The organism is Cloacibacillus sp. An23 (assembly GCF_002159945.1).
Taxonomy (GTDB): Bacteria; Synergistota; Synergistia; order Synergistales; family Synergistaceae; genus Caccocola.
Map to the genome: position 1 here is coordinate 18846 of NZ_NFJQ01000008.1, position 20356 is coordinate 39201.

General features: G+C 58.7%; 17 protein-coding genes. 16 read left to right on the forward strand and 1 reads right to left on the reverse strand.

The window, feature by feature from the left end:
* Positions 1–372 precede the first annotated feature (372 nt).
* Positions 373–1632 carry an argininosuccinate synthase gene (locus B5F39_RS08775; protein ID WP_087366169.1) on the forward strand — a complete coding sequence of 420 codons (1260 nt, stop codon included), beginning with the start codon at positions 373–375 and terminating at the stop codon, positions 1630–1632.
* A 261-nt stretch (positions 1633–1893) separates the two neighbouring features.
* Entirely contained in the window at positions 1894–2517 is a 624-nt protein-coding gene (locus B5F39_RS08780; RefSeq protein ID WP_143330702.1) for a trimeric intracellular cation channel family protein, read from the forward strand.
* A 23-nt stretch (positions 2518–2540) separates the two neighbouring features.
* On the opposite strand, the gene B5F39_RS08785 is transcribed toward B5F39_RS08780, so the two are convergent.
* On the reverse strand, positions 2541–3191 hold the full coding sequence (locus B5F39_RS08785) for a GntR family transcriptional regulator (RefSeq protein ID WP_087366175.1): 651 nt from the start codon (positions 3189–3191) through the stop codon (positions 2541–2543).
* Between the two features lie 420 nt (positions 3192–3611).
* On the opposite strand from B5F39_RS08785, the gene B5F39_RS08795 reads away from it, so the two are divergent.
* The 14 genes from B5F39_RS08795 (at position 3612) to B5F39_RS08860 (ending at position 20304) form a co-directional block, all read left to right on the forward strand.
* Positions 3612–4394, forward strand: coding sequence for an SDR family NAD(P)-dependent oxidoreductase (locus B5F39_RS08795; protein WP_087366183.1), 783 nt, complete (start codon positions 3612–3614; stop codon positions 4392–4394).
* 12 nt (positions 4395–4406) lie between these two features.
* On the forward strand, positions 4407–5792 hold the full coding sequence (gene gcvPA, locus B5F39_RS08800; RefSeq protein ID WP_087366186.1) for an aminomethyl-transferring glycine dehydrogenase subunit GcvPA: 1386 nt from the start codon (positions 4407–4409) through the stop codon (positions 5790–5792).
* 13 nt (positions 5793–5805) lie between these two features.
* A complete protein-coding gene (gene gcvPB / locus B5F39_RS08805) occupies positions 5806–7377 on the forward strand; it encodes an aminomethyl-transferring glycine dehydrogenase subunit GcvPB (protein ID WP_087366189.1) in 1572 nt (523 codons plus the stop codon).
* Positions 7378–7381: 4 nt separating this feature from the next.
* Positions 7382–8497 (forward strand): ATP-NAD kinase family protein, encoded by a 1116-nt coding sequence (locus B5F39_RS08810; protein ID WP_087366192.1) that lies wholly within the window; start codon positions 7382–7384, stop codon positions 8495–8497.
* Between the two features lie 72 nt (positions 8498–8569).
* A complete protein-coding gene (locus B5F39_RS08815; RefSeq protein ID WP_087366195.1) occupies positions 8570–9271 on the forward strand; it encodes an isochorismatase family cysteine hydrolase in 702 nt (233 codons plus the stop codon).
* Between the two features lie 31 nt (positions 9272–9302).
* Positions 9303–10652, forward strand: a complete 1350-nt coding sequence (locus B5F39_RS08820) for an APC family permease (protein ID WP_087366198.1) — start codon at positions 9303–9305, stop codon at positions 10650–10652.
* A 177-nt stretch (positions 10653–10829) separates the two neighbouring features.
* Positions 10830–11582 carry an SDR family NAD(P)-dependent oxidoreductase gene (locus B5F39_RS08825; protein WP_087366201.1) on the forward strand — a complete coding sequence of 251 codons (753 nt, stop codon included), beginning with the start codon at positions 10830–10832 and terminating at the stop codon, positions 11580–11582.
* 47 nt (positions 11583–11629) lie between these two features.
* Entirely contained in the window at positions 11630–13207 is a 1578-nt protein-coding gene (locus B5F39_RS08830; RefSeq protein WP_158096004.1) for an amidohydrolase, read from the forward strand.
* Between the two features lie 82 nt (positions 13208–13289).
* Entirely contained in the window at positions 13290–14768 is a 1479-nt protein-coding gene (gene nhaC, locus B5F39_RS08835) for a Na+/H+ antiporter NhaC (RefSeq protein ID WP_087366207.1), read from the forward strand.
* 162 nt (positions 14769–14930) lie between these two features.
* Positions 14931–15539, forward strand: a complete 609-nt coding sequence (locus B5F39_RS08840) for a LysE family transporter (RefSeq protein WP_087366210.1) — start codon at positions 14931–14933, stop codon at positions 15537–15539.
* A gap of 153 nt (positions 15540–15692) precedes the next feature.
* Entirely contained in the window at positions 15693–17159 is a 1467-nt protein-coding gene (locus tag B5F39_RS08845; protein ID WP_087366213.1) for a Na+/H+ antiporter NhaC family protein, read from the forward strand.
* A gap of 349 nt (positions 17160–17508) precedes the next feature.
* Complete coding sequence (gene pyrR / locus B5F39_RS08850; RefSeq protein ID WP_087366216.1) at positions 17509–18060, forward strand: bifunctional pyr operon transcriptional regulator/uracil phosphoribosyltransferase PyrR; 552 nt, start codon at positions 17509–17511, stop codon at positions 18058–18060.
* 13 nt (positions 18061–18073) lie between these two features.
* Positions 18074–19000: an aspartate carbamoyltransferase catalytic subunit gene (locus B5F39_RS08855; RefSeq protein ID WP_087366641.1), complete on the forward strand. Its 927-nt coding sequence runs from the start codon at positions 18074–18076 to the stop codon at positions 18998–19000.
* Positions 19000–20304, forward strand: coding sequence for a dihydroorotase (locus B5F39_RS08860; protein WP_087366219.1), 1305 nt, complete (start codon positions 19000–19002; stop codon positions 20302–20304). Before B5F39_RS08855 ends, B5F39_RS08860 begins: the two co-directional genes overlap by 1 nt.
* The last annotated feature ends 52 nt before the right edge of the window (positions 20305–20356 follow it).

The following is a 20356-nucleotide window of genomic DNA, read 5'->3' on the forward strand; positions in this document are numbered from 1 at the left end:
TGACAAATCCGCGCTATCTGTTAAAATGCTTCGCAAGTTTTGATGAAGGAGGGGCGAAGGTGAGACTTAAATCTGTCGGACGAATAAGACGTATACGACGAATGTTCCGTCAAGAGCATACAGCTTTATGCGACGACGGGGACATGAATCGGGTCGTTCGGCGACAGAGATGAGGAGCCACCGGCTGAAAGCGCCTCTCGCAAAGAAGATCCAAATTCCGCACCCCAGAGCATAACCGAACGAAGCGGACATCTAACGATGTCAACAAGGGTGGCACCGCGGGTAATTCAGCCCGTCCCTTTCCTGAACGGAAACGGGACGGGCTTTTTTATGTTTTTAGAAAAAAGAAAAATTTCTAAGGAGGAAATTCAAATGGCAGAAAGCAAAGGAAAAGTAATACTCGCTTACAGCGGAGGACTCGACACGTCGGTGGCTATTCCGTGGCTTCACGAACAGGGATACGAGGTCGTTACGCTCACGATGCACGTCGGGCAGCAGGCCGACAACCTCGAGGAGATAAAGCAGAAGGCGTACGTCGCCGGAGCTTCCAAGGCCTACGTCGTAGACCTGCGCGAGGCATTCATAGACACGTTCGTCTGGCCCGCGCTCAAGGCCAACGCGGTCTATCAGGGAGTTTACCCGCTCAACTCGGCGCTCTCGCGCCCGATGATAGCACAGGCTCTCATCTGGTGCGCCGAGAAGGAGGGCGCGGTCGCGGTCGCCCACGGCTGCACCGGCAAGGGACAGGACCAGGTCCGCATCGAAGTCGCCTGCAACGCGCTGAACCCCGACATCGAAGTTCTCGCGCCTGTCCGCGACTGGGGCTTCACGCGCGAGGAAGAGATGGACTACGCCGCGGCGCACAACGTCCCCGTGCCCACGACGAGGAAGAGCCCCTACAGCATCGACGACAACCTCTGGGGCCGCTCCATCGAGTGCGGAATACTCGAAGACCCGTGGAACGAGCCGCCGAAGGACGCCTATAAGCTCACCGTAGACCCGGTGGACGCGCCGGACGAAGAAGTGACCGTCGAGATAACCTTCGAGAACGGCGTCCCCGTCGCGATAAACGGCGAGAAAATGGGCGCGATAGAGCTCATCGACTACATGAACAAGACGGCGGGCAAGGCCGGATACGGCAGGATAGACATGATCGAAGACCGCCTCGTCGGCTTCAAGAGCCGCGAAGTCTACGAATGCCCCGGCGCGCTCGCGCTCATCGCCGCGCACAAGAAGCTCGAGACTCTGACGCTCTCCAAGGACGTGCTCAAGACGAAGCGCGAGCTCGAGGTCAAGTTCGGCGAGCTAACCTACGAGGGCTACTGGTTCTCGCCGCTCATGGAGGCGATACAGGCCTTCGTGGAAACGACGCAGAAGTCCGTCAGCGGCACCGTCCGCATGAAGCTCTACAAGGGCAACTGCATCATCGACGGCATGAAGTCCGACACCTCCGTCTACAGCAAGGCGCTTGCGACCTACTCCGCCGGAGACATCTTCGACCAGTCCGCCTCCGTCGGCTTCATCAAGATATGGGGAATGCCGATAAAGACCTGGCGCCAGGTCCACAAGGAGAAGAACATCAACCCGATAGACAAGCTCATGCTCGAAAAGGGCAAAGACGCGACGAAGTAAAAAACGCGGCGCGTATGCCAGCGCCGCCGAGCGCAAGGGCGCGCCGGACGCAGACACCGGCGCGCCCTTCGTTTATACTTATCGGACGGCGCAGAAAAGACCGCCGCTTTCCGCAGCCTGTTTCCGGCTCCGGTCCCTCTGTGGCGCGGGGATCAGAGCTCCCTCGCCGCGCGGCTTCCGAGAAAAGCTTCGCTCGAGGAAGAAAGATGCGGCGCTTTTTTGCCGCCGGTCAAAACCATACGCTTTGTGGGAGGCGCGCGCGTGTATTCCGTTTCCGATTTGACGCTGCTGGAGGCTATTGGGGTCGTCAGCTTCGCTTTGAGCGGGGCCTATGCGGCTATTCAGAGAAAGATGGACGTTTTCGGCGTCCTGATACTGGCTTTTACCGCGGCGTGCGGCGGCGGGATACTGCGCGACGTCGTTATGGACAGGGGAATCCCTGCGTTTTTCTCAAATTACCGCGCCGCGGCTCTCGTATGCGCCTCGGTCGCCGCAGTCGCGGTTTTTCCCGGCTTGTTCAGGACGGGGCTGTTCGTGACGGCGCTGGACGCCGTCGGGCTGGCTTTCTTTTCCGTAGACGCCGGGCTGAAAGCGATGGCTCTCGACTACAGCCTCATGCAGTTTCTTTTCTCCGCCGTGATAACCGGCGTCGGAGGCGGAGTCCTGCGCGACGTGATGGCTCAGCGCGTGCCGGTGATATTCAGGAACGACATATACGCGACGGCGGCGATAGCGGGATGCCTCTTCATGTGGTACGTGAGGCGCGTCATAGGCATCGAATACGCCTCTCTCTGCGCGCTTGTCATAATCGCAGCCGTGCGCGTATCTACTGCATATTTCGGGGTAAATCTGCCCGTGATGAAGGTCTCGCCCCGGGAGAAATAGCGGCGCTGCGCGCCGTCCTCCGCTTACTGCGCCTTCAGCCCCTCCATCGAAAGTTTCAGGTGCTCCTGGATCAGAGTCGCGCATCTTTCCTCGTCGTGCGCCCGGAGCGCTTCGAGTATCGTTATGTGCTCCTCGAGGCTCGGGTTCGTGTCGAAGTCGAAGAATGATTCGAAGAAAATCATCTGCACGAAAATGCGCGATAGGACGTTCCTGATATATCCCGCGAGAGCGCCGTTGCCCGAAGATTCGGCGATTATTATGTGGAAGCTGTCGTTGACGCGCAGATAGGCCTCGAGGTCGCGCCTAATGAAAATCTCGCGCTCGGCGTCTATCTGCTCCTGAAGCATACAGAGCTGCAGCGGCGTGATGCGGCGCGCGGCCTTGCGTATCGCCATTATCTCAAGAGTCTCGCGCACCTCGTAGGTGTCTATTATCTCCTGCCGCGTAGGCGAGGCGAGGCAGGCCCCCCAGCCCGGCACTATCTGCACGAGCCCCTCGCTCTCGAGGCGGCGCAGCGCCTCGCGCACCGGCGTGCGGCTGACGTTCATCTCTTTGGCTATAGATATTTCCGGCAGGCGCTGCCCGCTCGCCAGCTCCTTGTCGAAGATTTTTTTCCTGAGCTGCTCGTACACGAATTCCGAAGCAGTGTGTCCCGCTCCAGCCTGTATCGACATGGTAATCACTCCTATTGTATATCTCTTCGTATCACGGCAAAGTCCCGGCGGCTGAAAGCGCTCCGCGTCCGCGCGCCCGTGAAAAATTCCGTCCTTCATAACGCGGACGCGAACTCCGGCGCTTTCCGCGATGCCGCGCGCATTGCTGAGAATCTCATGGCGCGGCGCAAAACGCCGGCGTCCGCTGAAGAGCCGACCGCTGCCGGCGCTTTCCCACGCGCGTCCGGCGTCCCGCTCCCAGCCGCCGGCTTCGCGCAGTTTCCACGGAGCGGGGCGCGCGCCGCCCGGAGCGCAAAACCCTCCGCGGCTTCGCCGGGCGCGCCGGAGTATTGACTTTTAGCTTACCATATTATAAAGTATTCGCAGGATTTAGTGTATACAGTGCATACGGAAAAATTTAACAAGTTAGGAGAGATAGACATGCTGGATCTGAACAAGCTCTGCGGCATGAACGGCAAGACCGCGATAATCACCGGCGCCGCCTCCGGCATCGGAGCGGGCATCGCGCGTTTCTTCGCGGACGCCGGCGTCAGCGTCGTCATCGCCGACATCAACGAAGAGCTGGGCCGCAAGGTCGAGAAGGAGATAAACGACGCGGGCGGACACGCGGAGTTCATGCGCTGCGACGTGACGAAAGAGGCCGACTGCAAGGCCGTCGCCGACGCGGTTGCGGCGAAGTATCCGCGCATAGACATACTCGTGAACTGCGCGGGCGTCGCGCGCCGCCGCACGGTCGAGACGCTTGAGGAGAAAGACTGGGACCTCGCGATCAACGTTACGCTCAAGAGCGTCTTCCTTATGAGCAAGCACGTAGTGCCTTACATGAAGAAGGCCGGCGGCGGAAAGATAGTCAACATAGGCTCGGGCTGGGCGCTCAAAGGCGGCGACCACGCCGTCTCCTACTGCGCGGCGAAGGGCGGCGTCTGGAATATGACGCGCGCGATGGCGATAGACCACGGCCCCGACAACATCAATGTGAACTGCGTCTGCCCGGGCGACATCGATACTCCGATGCTCAAGAGCGAGTGCGAGCAGCTCGGCGGCGTATATGACGACAAATATAAGGAAGAGTGCGCGCAGCGCCCGATGGCCCGCCTCGGCACGCCGCAGGACGTCGCTATGTGCGTTTTCTTCCTCTGCAGCGGAATGGCCCCGTGGGTCACTGGCTCGTCGCTCGTCGTGGACGGCGGCGGAATTGCGTAAGGAGGCGCTATGATGGCGAAGAAGATGTTCCCCTACATTCCGAACTCCGAGGAGAAGATCCAGCGCGAAATGCTGGATTTCATCGGAGTGAATTCCATTGAAGATTTGATTTCCGACATTCCCGAGGATATGCGTATGAACCACAAGATGGCGCTGCCGGAGCCGTACTGCGACGAGTCCGGCCTCGTGCGCCACGTCAACGGCATCCTCGCGAAGAACAAGACGGCGAAGGAGCTTATCTGCTTCCTCGGCGCGGGCTGCTACAACCGCTACGTCCCGGCTCTCGTGGATGAGGTGGTGAACCGCTCCGAGTTCCTCACCGCCTACGCGGGCGAGCCCTACGAGGACCACGGCCGCTTCCATGCGATGTTCGAGTACCAGTCGATGATGGCCGAGCTGCTCGACATGGACGTCTGCAACGTGCCGAACTACGACGGCGCTCAGGCCGTAGGCACCGCGCTGCGCATGGCCTGCCGCATCACGCACAGGAACGAGGTCGTTGTGCCGAAGAACATCAACCCCGACACTCTGCGCGCGGTTCAGACCTACCTCCAGCCCGACGTCAAGATAACCTTCACGGACTACAACCCGAAGACGGGCCGCATCTGCCTCGACTGCCTCAAGAAGAACCTGACGGAGAACGCAGCGGCGGTGCTCGTCATGAATCCGAACTTCTTCGGCATCATCGAAGAGCGCGCGCAGGATATAGCGGACATGGCGCACGAGAAGGGCGCTCTGCTCGTCGCCTACGTCGAGCCGTCCACGCTCGGCCTGCTCACGCCTCCGTCGCAGTACGGCGCGGACATCGCCTGCGGCGACATCCAGGCTCTTGGCATGCACATGAACTACGGCGGCGGCGTCGCGGGCTTCATCGCGACGAAGGACGAGCCGCGATTCGTAGATGAATATCCGTCGCGCCTCTTCGGCATCGCGCCGACGAGCGAGGGCGAGTGGGGCTTCGGCGACGTCCTCTGGGAGCGCACCTCGTTCGCGAACCGCGACCACGCTAAGGAATTCGTCGGGACGCACGCGGCGCTCTGGGGCATCGCGGCCGGCGTCTACCTCGCCTCGATGGGGCCGCAGGGCATGAAGGAGCTCGGCGAGGCCGTGCTCCAGCGCCAGGTCTGCCTCAAAAAGAACCTCGCCGGGCTCAAGGGCGTTTCGCTCGATAAATTCTCCGGCACGCCGTTCCAGGAGTTCGTCGTTGATTTCTCGGCGAGCGGAAAGACCGTGAAGGAGATAAACGCGGCGCTGCTCGAGCGCGGCATACTCGGCGGCTACGACCTCGGCGCGGCCTTCCCCGAGCTTGAGGGATGCGCGCTGCTCGCGGTCACGGAGCAGACTTCGGCCGACGACATAAAGGCGCTCGTCTCGGCCCTCGGCGAGATTCTGGCGTAAAGGAGGCCCGGCAATGAACAATCTCGAAAGAATGAAGAAATTCCACCAGGCTAAGTGGAACGAACCGATTATATACGAACTCAGCACCCCCGGCGAGCGCGCAGTGCTCGTCCCCGGCCCCTGCTGCGACTGCGTGAGCACCGACGAGGCGCTCGGAACGCTGCCCGCGGGCATGGTGCGCAAGGAGCGCGCCAACCTTCCCGAGATAGCGCAGCTCCAGCTCGTGCGCCACTACAACCACCTCTCGCAGGAAAATATCGGCGTGGACGGAAACATCGACATAGGCCAGGGGACCTGCACGATGAAGTACAACCCGAAGATAAACGACCGCCTCGCGGGACAGCCGAAGGTCGCTGACATGCACCCGCTCCAGCCCGACGAGACGGCGCAGGGCATCCTCGAAGTATTCTACAAGACCGGCGAGCTCTTCAAGGAGATATCCGGCCTCGACGTATTCTCGATGCAGCCTGGCGGCGGCTCGCACGGCGTGCTCGCGCTCGCCTCGATAGTCCGCGCCTACTGGCGCGACAAGGGCGAGGAGGACAAGCGCGACGAAATAATCACGACGCTCTTCTCGCATCCCGCCGACTGCGCCGTGCCAATCGTCAAGGGCTACAAGGTCACTATAATCCCGCCCGACGAGGAGGGCTATCCCGACATCGAGGCCTTCAAGGCGGCGCTCTCCGACCGCACCGCGGCGATATTCTTCACCAACCCCGAGGACACCGGAATATTCAACGTCCGCATAAAGGAATTCACGCGCCTCGCGCATGAGAAGGGCGCGCTCTGCTGCTACGACCAGGCCAACGCGAACGGCCTGCTCGGCATCACGCGCACCGCGGAAGCGAACTTCGACATGTCCTTCTTCAACCTCCACAAGACCTTCGGCGCGCCGCACGGCTGCGGCGGCCCCGCCACGGGAATGGTCGCGGCGAGGAAGGAGCTCCGCCCCTACCTGCCCGTGCCGCTCGTCGAGTACTCGCCCGAGAAGGGCTACTACCTCGACTTCGACCTTCCGAAATCCTGCGGAAAGATAAAATCCTTCTGGGGAGTCGCGCCGGTCGTCGTAAAGGCCTACTCGTGGATAATGGCGCTCGGCGCGGACGGCCTGCGCGAAGTCTCGCGCGTCGCGATACTCAACAACAACTACTGCATGAAGAAGATTCTCGCGATACGCGGCGCTTCCATCAGCTTCCCGAACCACCCGTCGCGCATCGAGCAGGCGCGCTACAGCTGGCAGCAGCTTAAGGAAGAGACCGGCTTCGGCACGGCGGACGTGCAGCGCTGCTGCGCGGACTTCGGCACGCACTACTGGTCGAGCCACGAGCCGTTCGTAATCCCCGAGCCCTTCACGATAGAGCCGTCGGAATCATACTCGAAGCAGGACATCGACGACTACACGGCTGTGCTCGCGGAAATATCGCGCATGTGCTACGAAGAGCCCGAGGCCGTCAAGCACGCGCCCGTGAACAGCACCGTCCACCACATCGACCACGACTACTTCGACGACCCGGCTAAATACGCGATCACGTGGCGCGCCTACAACAAGAAATACACCGGCTACTTCGAGCCTAAGAAAGGTTAAGTAAATGAAGGCCGGCTTCATCGTCAACCCCGTCGCAGGAATGGGCGGTTCCGTCGCTCTCAAAGGCACGGACGGCGAAGAAACTCTGCGCCGCGCCATAGAGCTCGGCGCGCAGCCGCGCGCCTCGGAACGCGCGGAAACGGCGCTGCGCGAATTTGCGGACGCAGCGCGCGGAACGCTGTTCCTTACGCCGTCGGGGGCGATGGGGGCCGGCCTTCTTACAAAATACGGAATCGAGCACGAGACGCTCTTTGAGACCGAAGCGCGCACGACCGCGGAAGAGACGCGCCGCGCCGCGCGGATGATGCTCGAAGAGGGCGCGGAGCTGATAATCTTCGCCGGCGGAGACGGCACGGCGCGCGACGTATGCGCCGCCGTCGGAGACAAGATACCCGTCGTCGGCATCCCCGCGGGAGTCAAGATACACTCCGCCGTCTACGCCAAGCGTCCTATCGACGCGGGGCGGCTCATAAAGAACTTTCTCGAAGGCCGCGTAAAGCGTTTCACCGAGGCCGAGGTCATGGACATAGACGAGGATGCCTTCCGCGAGGGGCGCGTCAGCGCGCGCCTCTACGGCTACATGCGCGTGCCCGACGACGCCGAATATATGCAGGAGCGCAAATCCGGCGGCGGAGCCGGAAGCTCGGAGGAATCGGCGAACCTCGCGGCCTTCCTCGCCGGTTCGATGAAGCCCGGGACGCTTTACCTTATCGGCTCCGGCTCGACGACGATGAGATTAAAAGAGCGCCTCGGCATAAACGGGACGCTGCTCGGCGTCGACGCCGTGAAAGACGGCGCGCAGCTCGGGAAGGACCTCACTGCGGAGCAGATAAAAAACCTGCTCGCGCAGGAAAAACCGGAAGACCGCTCGCTCATAATCACCGTGATAGGCGGTCAGGGACATATCTTCGGCCGCGGCAACCAGCAGCTCAGCCCCGATGTCATAAAAATGATCCCGCACGAAAACATCACAGTCGCCGCGACGCCGGGCAAAATGGCCGGTCTCTTCGGCAAGAGCCTCATAGCCGACACAGGAGACGCCGCGCTCGACGAGGAGCTCAAAGGCTACGTCCCGGTGGTGACGGGCCACAGCCGCCGCATGATGGTAAAAATTGAGTGAATGATGCAGAACCAACGGGAAAATATGTCTAACTATTGACGGTAAAAACCTACACCAAAGGAGTCAGACAGCATGAAAGCGAATCCGAAGTATTTGTCATTTTATTATCAGGATATTGACGAATTGCCTGCGATAAAAATTGAGCCTGCTAAAACGGCTTTGCTTATAGTCGATATGCAAAAGCATTTTTTATCTAAAGACGGATATGATGCGGAGCTTTTTAAAAAAATGGGTGAATGGGATCGCTGGAAACATTATTTTGATTATGTTGAGAATGTTACGATTCCTAATAATAAACGGCTCATTGAATGTTGCCGCAAAAACAGCATTGAAGTTACATACGGTAGGATAGCGTCTCTAAAAGCTAACGGAGCAGACAGGGCAAGAGTGCAGAGTACTATTGGGTGGAATAATATTTTAGTTCCGATTGATTCTGAGGGAGCCGCTATGATGGATGAATTAGCTCCTGAAAAAGATGATATCGTAGTCAATAAAACAACTGACAGCGTCAGCCTTGGAACAAATTATTCTGAACTTATGCGAAATATGGGAATTGACACGATTATTGTTACTGGGGTCGTCACAGATCAGTGTGTGGCCGGAACCGTGAGAGTGCTTGCCGACCATAATTTTAAGGTAATTTGCGTTGAAGATTGCTGCGCCGCTCCAGATATGGAATTACACCACATGGAATTGAAGATTATGAACATCATTTATTGTAATGTGCTGTCTACTGACGAAACAATCGCTTTAATCGAAGGAAGAGCTAAATAATCTTAAACTGCACTAAGGGAGGGCATGGCCTATGTCAAGCGCATTAAAAAAAGAGTTGACTCTCTCTCAAATTATAGCAATGGCCGCGGGCGGAATGATAGCTGCGTGGATGGTTGAAATACGGTATTGGTTTGAACTTACTGGGCCAAGCTCTTTGCTATGCCTTCTTGCCTGCGGTATTATATTGTTGCCGTTGTGCTTGATATATACAGAAATGACGGCCATGCTCCCTTATGCTGGCGGTGAAAATATATGGGCTAGCAATGCATTTAATTGGGATTTTGGGTGGCTGGTCGGGTGGTGCATGTTTTTGCTCTACTTGTCCGCAATGCCGAACGTAACAATCGGCATCTCCACAATGGTATCTTATCTATACCCGTTGAACTTTATAGAATTAAAAATCCTCGCCTGTGTGATATTATCCGTATGGTTTGTAATGGTCAATCTAGAAATAAAACATTTAGCAAAGGTTCAGGACATTATGTTCTGGGGGACTCTGGTTGTCTCACTTGTTACTTCTATGATTTTTGTATTTAGCGACGAGTGGAGATGGAGCAACATATCGCCTTGGTTTCCCAAAGGTGCGGCCGGATTCAGCGCTGGTCTAGGACTTTTAATGTTTAAGTTTATTGGCTTCGATTTGATTGCAGTATTAGTCGAAGAATCCAATTTTTCTAAGAAGAAAATAATCATAGGCTTTATCGGCAGTATATTATGCACGTTCCTTGTCTATGGACTTGCTATACTTGGAGTAGCCGGGATAGTTTCGCAGGAATGGATTGCACAGACAGATATTGTTGACCCACGTGTAGCTGACATATTGGGCATGCATTGGCTGGCGTTGGTAATAGTCATTATGGGGGCAATTACGTGCATAACAACTCTGTCTGGGTTCTGGCTTGCTGCATCTAGGACTATGTTTGGAGCAGCTTTACAGAGACAGGTGCCCAAGAAGTTAGCTCTTCTTAATCGCTATGGACAGCCATGGGTGGCCAATACATTGGTCTATATTTGTTCGTTATATTTCTGCATCATGGCACCTGAAGCGTGGATAAACTATATATTTACAATAACAGTCGGCGCTGCCGGTATAATATACCTATTTGTTTCACTGTCATTCCTTAAACTGCGCAGGATGAAGCCACATTGGGAACGCCCGTATCGTTGCCCTTACGGGTTATTTATGGGACTAGAATCTATTTTGTTCTGTATATACTGTTTGTACCAGTGTGTTAAGGCTATGGATGCTGCAACATGGATAGCGCTTGGTGTGTATTTTGTAATTGGCGGTATGTTGTATGCATATGCAAAGTATAAACAAAGTACGTCTCCAGAAGAATGGAAACCTTTGATCCAGTCTCCTGACAACGTTACACTGTAATGGCTGTTGCATTTTTTGCATAAGCTGGCTGTTTCTATGGATAAATATGCGAATATTCACATTTATCCATAACTATCTAAATATTAAGCGTATTTTTATGGAGAATAATATGCTTAATACTTGACTGATACTGGTTGCAAATATATTATTTTTTTAATTCTTAAGGAGATGATTTGCATGGCTCATTACGACGAATTAAAAGGCAAAAGGGTGCTCATAACCGGGGCCGCCAGCGGCATCGGGCTGGCTACGGCGCAGGTGTTCGCCGCGCAGGGTTCGAAGGTCTTCGTAGTAGACTACAACAAAAGCGCGGTCGAGAAGGTCATGGCGGAGAATCCCGCCTTCTCGGGGTACAGCCTCTGCGACGTCAGCAAAGAAGAAGACGTGAAGGCGGCCTTTGAAAAGATGGACGCGGAGCTCGGCGGCATCGACGTGCTCATATCCAACGCGGGCATCAGCATCCGCTCCGACTTCACCGACATCACCTACGAGCAGTGGAAGAAGGTCATCGACATCAACCTCAACGGCATGTTCCTCTGCGCCAAGGAGGCCGCGAAGCGCATGCTCGCGCAGAAGAGCGGCGTGATACTCATGACCGCATCGACGAACGGCACCGAGGGACACCGCTGGTACACCGACTACAACGCATCGAAGGCCGGCGTCATCCTTCTCACGAAGAGCATGGCGCTTGAGCTCGCGCCGGTCGTGCGCGTCAACTGCGTCTGCCCGGGCTATGTGCTCACACCGATGCAGCGCGCCGAGTACACCGACGAGATGCTCGCGAAGGTCAACGAGGGCATCCCGATGAAGCGCCACGCAGAGCCCGAGGAGATCGGAAAGCTTTACGCCTTCCTCGCCTCCGACGACGCGGCCTACATCACTGGAGCCGACATCAGGATAGACGGCGGAGAAACCGCGGGGCTTTACTAAATCCCCTTTCGCTTATGCCGAGCGCGACAGAAAGGCTGGCTTCTGCTGTGGACAAGACATCTTACGTTGTAAAGGGAAAGATATGGACCGGCGACGGCTCTCTGCCGTACGCCGGATGGTTCCGCGTGCGGGACGGCGCCGTCACGGAGACAGGGCTCTCCGGCGATTTCGCGCCCGAGCCGGGCGAGGAAGTGCTGGACTTCGGCACGAACCTCGTTCTTCCGGGGTTCACCGACGCGCACATACATTTCACAGCTTTCGCGAAACGCAGGCTGTACCGCGATCTCTCGAACGTGCGTTCTCTTGAGGAGATGCTCGACGCGCTGCGCGAGGAGTGCGCGAAGGCCGGCAAGGGCAAATGGGTCAGGTGCATCAACTACAACGAGAGCTGCTGGGAGAATCCCCGGCTCCCCGACATTCATATGCTCGACGAGGCCGCGCCCGACAATCCCGTGATACTGAGCCGCTACTGCGGCCACAACCACAACGTCAACACCGCCGGCTTTAAAAAGGCGGGACTTTACGATTCGGAGAGCGGCGACATCGTGCGCGGCGCCGACGGTACGCCCACGGGGCTGATAACCGAAGGCGGCGCGGGAACGATAATAGAGGCGGTCGCGGCGGAGTACGAAACGCCGGAAAAGCTGCGCGAACTCATACACGAGGCCTGTATCGAACTCGTATCGCAGGGCATAACCGCCGTACACGCCAACGACGCTCCGTCCTACGCGCTCGGCGAAGACCTCGCCGCGATGCAGGACCTCGAGGCGCAGGGCCGCCTGCCGCTTCGCGTGCTCTGCTACCACGACAGGCTGCCGAACTATACGATAAAGAGCGGCTTCGGCAACGACATGATTTCATTCGCAGGGCTGAAGCTCTTCGCGGACGGCTGCCTCGGCGGGCACACCGCCGCCCTGAACGAGCCGTATTCTGACGCGCCGGAGACGCGCGGACTGCTCAACTGGACGGACGGCGAGATGTATTCGATGCTTGCGGAAGCGTGCCGCCGCGGAATACAGGTGCAGATACACGCGATAGGCGACACGGCGATAGAACAGGTCGTCGCAGCGATTGAAAAGGTCGTCGCGGAATACGGGCGTCCCGAGCTGCCGTTCCGCATCAATCACTGCATCGTGTGCCCGAAGTCCGTCGTCGAACGCATCGCCGCGAGCGGCTCGGCGGTCGATCTTCAGCCCGTTCAGGCGTACACCGACAGGCAGATGGCTCCGCTCCGCCTCGGCGCGCGCATGGAACATTCGTATTCATTCAGGACGCTTCAGGATGCAGGGATACTTCTGACCGGCTCGAGCGACGCTCCGGTCGAGGACCCGAACCCGTGGATCTCTATATGGTGTGCCGTCTGCCGCTCGGAGGACGACGGCTCGCCGCTCGCCGGATTCAACCCCGACGAGAAACTCGACCTGGATTCCGCGCTGAAGCTGTACACCGTCAACCCGTGGAAGGCCGTGGGCCGCGGCGGAAGCTTCGGCAAAATCGCGCCGGGATACGCCGCGGACTTCACCGTCGTGGACGGCGACCCGACCGCAGGGCCAGAAGACGGCCTGCGCCGCGTGAAGAACATCGCCACCTTCGTCGGCGGGCGGTGCGTGTTTAAGAGAGACTGAGCGTATGCGGCCCGGCGCGTCGCCTCGCGCCGGGCCGCCTGAACTTTGCGGCTGGACGCAAAAATGGGGGGAAGATTCACATATGAGTAATAATATGCCGGAATACCGGCCACAGACGTGGGTATGCTTCACTATACTCGGATTTATGCTTTTCGCTATGTGCAGCGCCATCTTCATAACCGGGCTGCAGCTTCATATAACGATGCTCACCGCCATGGGCTTCTGTATACTGATGCTCGTCCTTACCGGCTGTCCTTATAAAAAGCTTGAGTTCGCAATCATATCCAGCGGAGAACTGACGATACCGACGGTGCTTATCCTCTATACGATAGGCGCGGTCATGGGGTCGTGGATCGCCAGCGGTACGGTCCCCATGATCATCTACTGGGGGCTTAAGCTCATCAACCCGAGCATATTCCTGTGCACGGCGTGCCTCGCATGCGTCATCACCTCCCTCGCCACGGGAAGCTCGTGGTCCACGGTCGGGACCGTCGGCGTAGCGCTGATGGGCGTCGGGATGGGGCTCGGCGTCAATCCGGCGATGACCGCTGGAGCCGTGGTCTCCGGCGCCGCCTTCGGCGACAAGATGTCCCCGATGTCCGACACGACGAACGTGGCGCCGGCCGTCGCCGGAGCCGACCTCTTCGACCATATCAGGGCGATGCTCTTCACCGGCGGCCCGGCGCTGGTGCTTGCGCTGATAGGCTTCCTGTTCCTCGGATTTTCGCACGGCGGCAGCGCCGACAGCGAGACTATAGCGACCATTCTGACGTCGCTCGATTCCATATTCAATCTTAATTTCACGACTCTGATTCCAGTCGTGCTCGTGATAGGGCTCGCCGTGCTGAAATTCCCGGCCATGCCGACGCTGCTTATTTCGGCGCTCGTCGCCGCGCTCCTCGCCATCGTCGTGCAGGGGCAGAGCATCTCGTCGATTATGACTATCATGGAAAACGGCTTCGTTTCCAAGACCGGCAACGCCGCTATAGACACGCTGCTTTCGCGCGGCGGAATGTTCTCCATGCACTATACGGCGAGCCTTACCGTCATCGTCATGGCCTTCGGCGGCATCCTTGAAAAGTGCGGAATTCTGGACAACGTGCTGAACAAGATGAAGGTCATGACGCGCACGGTGGGAACGATGGTCGCGACTACGGTGCTCGTCGAGATTCTGCTGAATCTGATCACCGCGAGCCAGTACATGACGCTCATTCTCGGCGGAAAGCTTATGATGCCCGCCTACAGGGAAAAGGATATGCTGCCTCAGTGCCTCTCGAGGACGCTCGAGGACTCCGGCACGGTAACGTCGCTCCTGATACCGTGGAACCTCTGCGGGGCCTTCGCGTCCGCGGCGGTCGGCGTCAATTCCTTCGAGTATCTGCCGTACGCTCTCTTCAACTGGATATGCCCGCTGATAGCGATCGTATGGGGCTTCACCGGCATGTTCCAGTGGAAAACGGGGCAGATACCCAGCAAGCGCACCTACCGCTCGATAGAGGACGAAGAGCGCGCGATGGTCGATGAGGCCCGCGAGCTCGGCGAAGAGGCCAACCTTAAGTAAACGTATCATAAAACGCGGCGGCGCGGCCTTGAGAACAAGCTGCGCGCGCCGCGGCAAATAGCAAGATTCATCAGGCGCGAAGCATTCAGACGGCGGCAGTGGCACGGAAAATCCCGCGCCGCCGCGCCGTATCCGCAGAGCTATGAGATTGGGGAATCCGCAGTGTACTATTTCGTGCAGGGGCTGACTCTAGGCCTCGCCTATGTCGCTCCGATAGGAGTTCAGAATCTGTTCGTGATCAACTCCGCGATGGCGCAGAGCCGCAGGCGCGCGCTGCTGACGGCGCTTATAGTGGTCTTCTTCGACGTTACTCTCGCGCTGTTCTGCTTCTTCGGCGTCGGAGCGCTGATACAGAGGTATGAATGGCTTCAAATGTGCGTCCTCGGCATAGGCGGCCTCATAGTCATAAAAATCGGCGCCGGCCTGCTGCGCGAGAAGCCGCGCGAGCTGGGCTCGCCCGGCGAGGGCATGCCGCTGATGCGCACGGCCGCATCGGCCTGCGTCGTCACGTGGTTCAACCCGCAGGCGCTGATAGACGGCACGATGATGCTCGGCGCTTTCTACGTCACGCTGCCGCCGGAGCAGTCCGCGGCCTTCATCGGCGGCGTAGCCTGCGCCTCTGCCTTGTGGTTCACCGGGCTCTCGCTCGTCGTCTCGCTTTTCCGCGACAGGCTCGGAGCCCGCTTGCTGCGCGCCGTCAACATCGTGTGCGGCGTCGTGATAATTTTCTACGGAGCCAAGCTGCTGTACGGACTTACGCGCTTTTTCTAGGCGCGTTACGCGCCGCGTTATTCATGTCTAAAGGTGGTGGTGCCGGGCTATTCGGGAACGTTTCTTTCACCGCGCGGTATTCTGAGGGGGCCGGTCCGTCCGGGACCGGCGTAGAGGGGTTATTACGCTGCTGAAAGGGAGGATGCTGTTGTTATGAAAGCCATTATGAAACTTACTCCGATCATCGTCATCGCCGGGCTTATGGTATCCGGTATGGATATACTGCTCGCCGCTCCTATTTCCTTTATGTACGCTTCGATCGTCGCAATGGCCGTCGATAAATTCAAGTTCGGCGACTGTATGAACGCGGCGCTTGAAAATCTCAAGCACTTCCTTATAGTCTTTTTGATTCTTGAAGTCGCCTACGCAGTCGCCGAATGCTTTATGGCGACCGGAGTAGCCGCCGCAGTCATCAACATGTCGCTCGCGGCCGGACTCAGCGCGAAGACCGTCGCCGTGGTCGCCTTCGTGCTGACCTGCATCCTTTCCACGGCCACAGGGACGTCCTGGGGAACGTTCGCCGCGTGCGCGCCGATATTCCTCTGGCTCAACCACATCGTCGGCGGCGATATACTTCTCACCATCGGAGCAATAGCCGGCGGCTCCTGCTTCGGCGACAACATTGGGCTTATCTCCGACACCACGATAGTCAGCTCCGGCATCCAGCAGGTCGAGGTCATAGACCGTGTGCGCCATCAGGGCGTATGGTCGGGACTTTGCCTCATCATCGGCGCGATCATATTCTATGTGGCTTCCATGGGCATGCCGGGGACTACGGCGCAGGCTTCGGAGGCTATTTCGCAGATTCCGCCCGTCGTCTGGCGCGCGCTGGCCGACGAACGCCCATCGGCAGTCACGCTGCTCAACCTCGTGCGTGAGGGCGTGCCGTATTACATGGTGATCCCGCTTATTCTTGTAATCGGCACCGCCATCAAAGGATACAGCACGCTTATCTGCATTGCGTGCGGAATAATCTCGTCGCTGATTCTGGGCCTCATCGCGGGTACGGTTGAAAGCCTCAGCTCCTTCCTCGACCTTGTCTACACGGGATTCTCCGACGCCGGCGGCTGGTCGATAGCGATGATGCTCTGGGTAGGAGCCTTCGGCGGCGTAATGCGCCTCATGAACGCATTCGACTCCGTCGCGGCGCTCATCGTCAAGACGGTGCGCAACGTGCGCCAGCTTATGTTCGCCAACAGCCTCATGTGCCTTATAGGCAACGCCGCGCTGTCGGACGAAATGGCGCAGATAGTCACCATCAGCCCGATAATCAAGGACATCACGGAAAAGAACGTAGTCGCGTCGAAGAAAGATATGTACACGCTCGCGCTGCGCAACGCGACGTTTGCGGACGCGATGGGCGTCCTCGGCTCGCAGCTCATTCCGTGGCACTGCTATATGGGATTCTTCCTCGGCATCAGCGCGTCGGTCTATCCTCTCGCCTCCGGCATCACGGCGGGCGGAGTGATCGCCCACAACTATTACGCGATGGTCGCCGTAGGCTCCATGCTTCTGCTGACGCTCACGGGCTGGGACCGCTTCATCCCGCTTTTCAAACTTCCGTCCGAGCCGCAGGTCTACCTCAAGAAAAACGCGGCGCAGTACGAAGGCGGAAAGTAACGTCAAATCGTCGGTACACGCGAAACTTTACGGCGGCGCGGCGAATCCGTGCCGCCTTTCGCGTATTCATGAGCGGAACGCGCGGCGTACGGAGCGGCACGAAGTTTCACAAGACGCGGAAATTTCGTTGAAAATATATTTTGCAATCGCTTGCATAAAACTTCGGGATGAGCTATACTTCTTACAGCTGAATCAGAGGGAGGCGCGCACAATGTTTCGACAGATTTCCGGTTTTTCGCATGAGCTCGGAGCGTGGGCCGCGTCGCCGTCTTTTCGTCCGTTTATCGCGTAAGGCTGTCCGTCATGGCGGTCTTATTTTTTTGTCCGAATTTTTTAAGGAGGGGTTTTAATGGCGGAACTCAGAGAGAAAGCGCAGCTTATGGATTCGCAGGACTTGAACCGCGTCATTCGCCGCATCGCCCACGAGATGGTGGAGCACAACAAGGGCACTGAAAACATGGTGCTCGTCGGCATCCACCGCCGCGGCGTCTATATCGCGCGCAGGCTCCAGAAGCTTATCGAAGAGGCCGAGGGGCAGAAGGTTCCGTGCGGCGAGCTCGACATAACGCTTTACCGCGACGACCTCACGGCGCTCGCCGAGCAGCCGATAATCCACAGCACGAGGATTCCTGTCGATATAGCGGGAAAGCACGTCTTCCTCGTCGACGACGTGCTCTTCACGGGGCGCACGGTGCGCGCGGCGCTCGAAGCCCTGGTCGATCTCGGACGGCCCCAGATAGTGCAGCTAGCGGTCATCATCGACCGCGGACACAGGGAGCTGCCGATCCACGCCGACATTTGCGGGAAGAAAGTGCCGACCTCTAAGAACGAGGTCATAGAAGTAAAAGTTTCTGAGCTTGACGGAAAGGACGAGGTGGTAATCTGTGAGCGCGACGCTTAACGAAATCGGACAGATGACATGGCGCCATAGGAGCGTCATCGACGTAGACGACTGGACGCGCGAGGAATTTCTTTTCTTCCTCGACCAGTCGCGCCACATGGAGAACGTTATGGACAGGCCGGTGAAGAAAGTCCCGGCGCTCCGCGGCAAGATGTGCGTGAACCTTTTCTTTGAGAACTCGACTCGCACGCGCGTTTCGTTCGAGCTCGCGGAGAAGATGCTCTCGGCCGACGTCGTAAACTGGTCGGTCTCCGGCTCTTCGACGGCCAAGGGCGAGACGATGCGCGACACGGCGTGGACTCTCGAAGCTATGGGCGCGGACATCGTAGTCATGCGCCACGGTGCGGTCGGCGCGGCTCAGTACCTCGCCTCGAAGCTCAAGCACGGCATCGTGCTCAACGCGGGCGACGGCACCCACGCGCACCCGACGCAGGCGCTTCTCGACGTCTACACGGCGTGGAAGCACTTCGGCAGCCTCGAAGGACGCAAAATAGCGCTCGTCGGCGACGTGCTGCACAGCCGCGTCGCGCGCAGCGACGTCATAGCCTTCAAGACTATGGGCTGCGAAGTCGTTCTTTCCGGCCCGCCGACCCTCATGCCGCGCGAGGTCGAGTGCCTCGGCGTCACCTACGAGCGCGACGCGCGCAAGGCCGTCGAGGACGCTGACATGGTCTACCTGCTCCGCATCCAGCGCGAGCGCCAGCAGGACGGGTTGTTCCCGTCGGTCGACGAGTATCACCGCTGGTGGGGCGCGGACGAAGAACTCATGAAGCTCGCGAAGCCCGGCGCTCTCGCGATGCATCCCGGACCGATCAACCGCGGCGTCGAAATCGCCTCCGAGGTGGCGGACGGACATCAAAGCGTGATACTGGAGCAGGTTCGTTCGGGCGTCGCCACGAGGATGGCGCTTCTCTATCTCTGCGGCGGAGGTGCGAGATAATGGAAAAGCTTTTATTCAAGGGATTCAAGGTATTCGACGGCAAAGAGTTCATAAAAGACGACTGCGTTCTCGTCGAGGACGGCAAGATTGCGAAGATAGGCTCGGGCCTTGAATGCGCGGACGCCGAGGTTGTGGAAGGAAACGGACGGCTGCTCACGCCGGGCTTCATCGATCTTCACGCTCACTTCCGCGATCCGGGGCTCGAGTGGAACGAAGACTTGAAAAGCGGCGCTATGGCGGGAGCCGCGGGCGGCTTCACGACGCTCGTCGCCATGCCGAACACGAAGCCCGCTGTCTCCGAGCCGGCGCTCGTCGAGTACGTGCTGAGCCACGGCGCGGCGGCGAAGGCCGCGCGCATACTGCCCGCAGGCTGCGTCAGCAAGAAGCGCGAGGGCAAGGAGATATGCGAGATGGAAAAAATGGCGGAGGCCGGAGCCGTGTTCTTCACCGACGACGGTTCGCCGGTGGCCACGAGCCACCTGCTGCGCCTTGCGCTGCTCTACACCGGCAAGCGTCTGCCGCGCGTCATGGAGCACCCCGAGGAGATAAGCCTCTTCCAGGGCGGGCAGGTCCACGAGGGCCGCGTCAGCGCGATGTCCGGCCTCAAAGGCATCCCCGGCGCGTCTGAGGAGATCGACGTAGCGCGCGGCATAGCGCTCGTCCGCGACACCGGCTCGCGCATCCACTTCACACACATCTCATGCGCCGGCGCAGTTGAGCTTATCCGCAACGCGAAGCGCGCGGGGCTCGACGTCACCTGCGACACGACCTTCCACCACCTCACGCTCAATGAGAACGCCGTCATCGGAAGCGGCTACAACTCGCGCTTCAAGGTCAATCCGCCGCTTCGCTCGGTCGAGGACCAGCGCGCGCTGTGGGAGGGGCTCGTGGACGGAACGATAGACGCGATAGTCACCGACCACGCTCCGTGGCACATGGACGAGAAGGACGAACCGTTCCAGGAGGCTCCCTTCGGCATCGCTTCGCTTGAGTGCGCCGCCGCGGTGCTGCTCGACTACCGCGCGAAGAACCGCCCCGAAGTGCCGCTCGAACTCATCTTTACGAAGATGACCTCAGCGCCCGCCGCGCTGCTTCCCGAAAAGTGGCAGGGCCTCGGCGTGATAGCCGAGGGCGCGTGCGCCGACCTTACGGTGATAGACGAGGCACGCACCCGCATAGTAGACTGCCAGACGTGGCACAGCAAGGCGCGCTGCTGCCCGTGGGAGGGGATAGCGCTCACGAGCTGGCCGGTCATGACCTTCGTCGAGGGGCGCAAGATCTGGCAGGACGACGAAGAACTGTAAGAAACCGCTAATTTTACCGCGCCGCCAAAATTGCGCGCGCGGCGGTTATAAT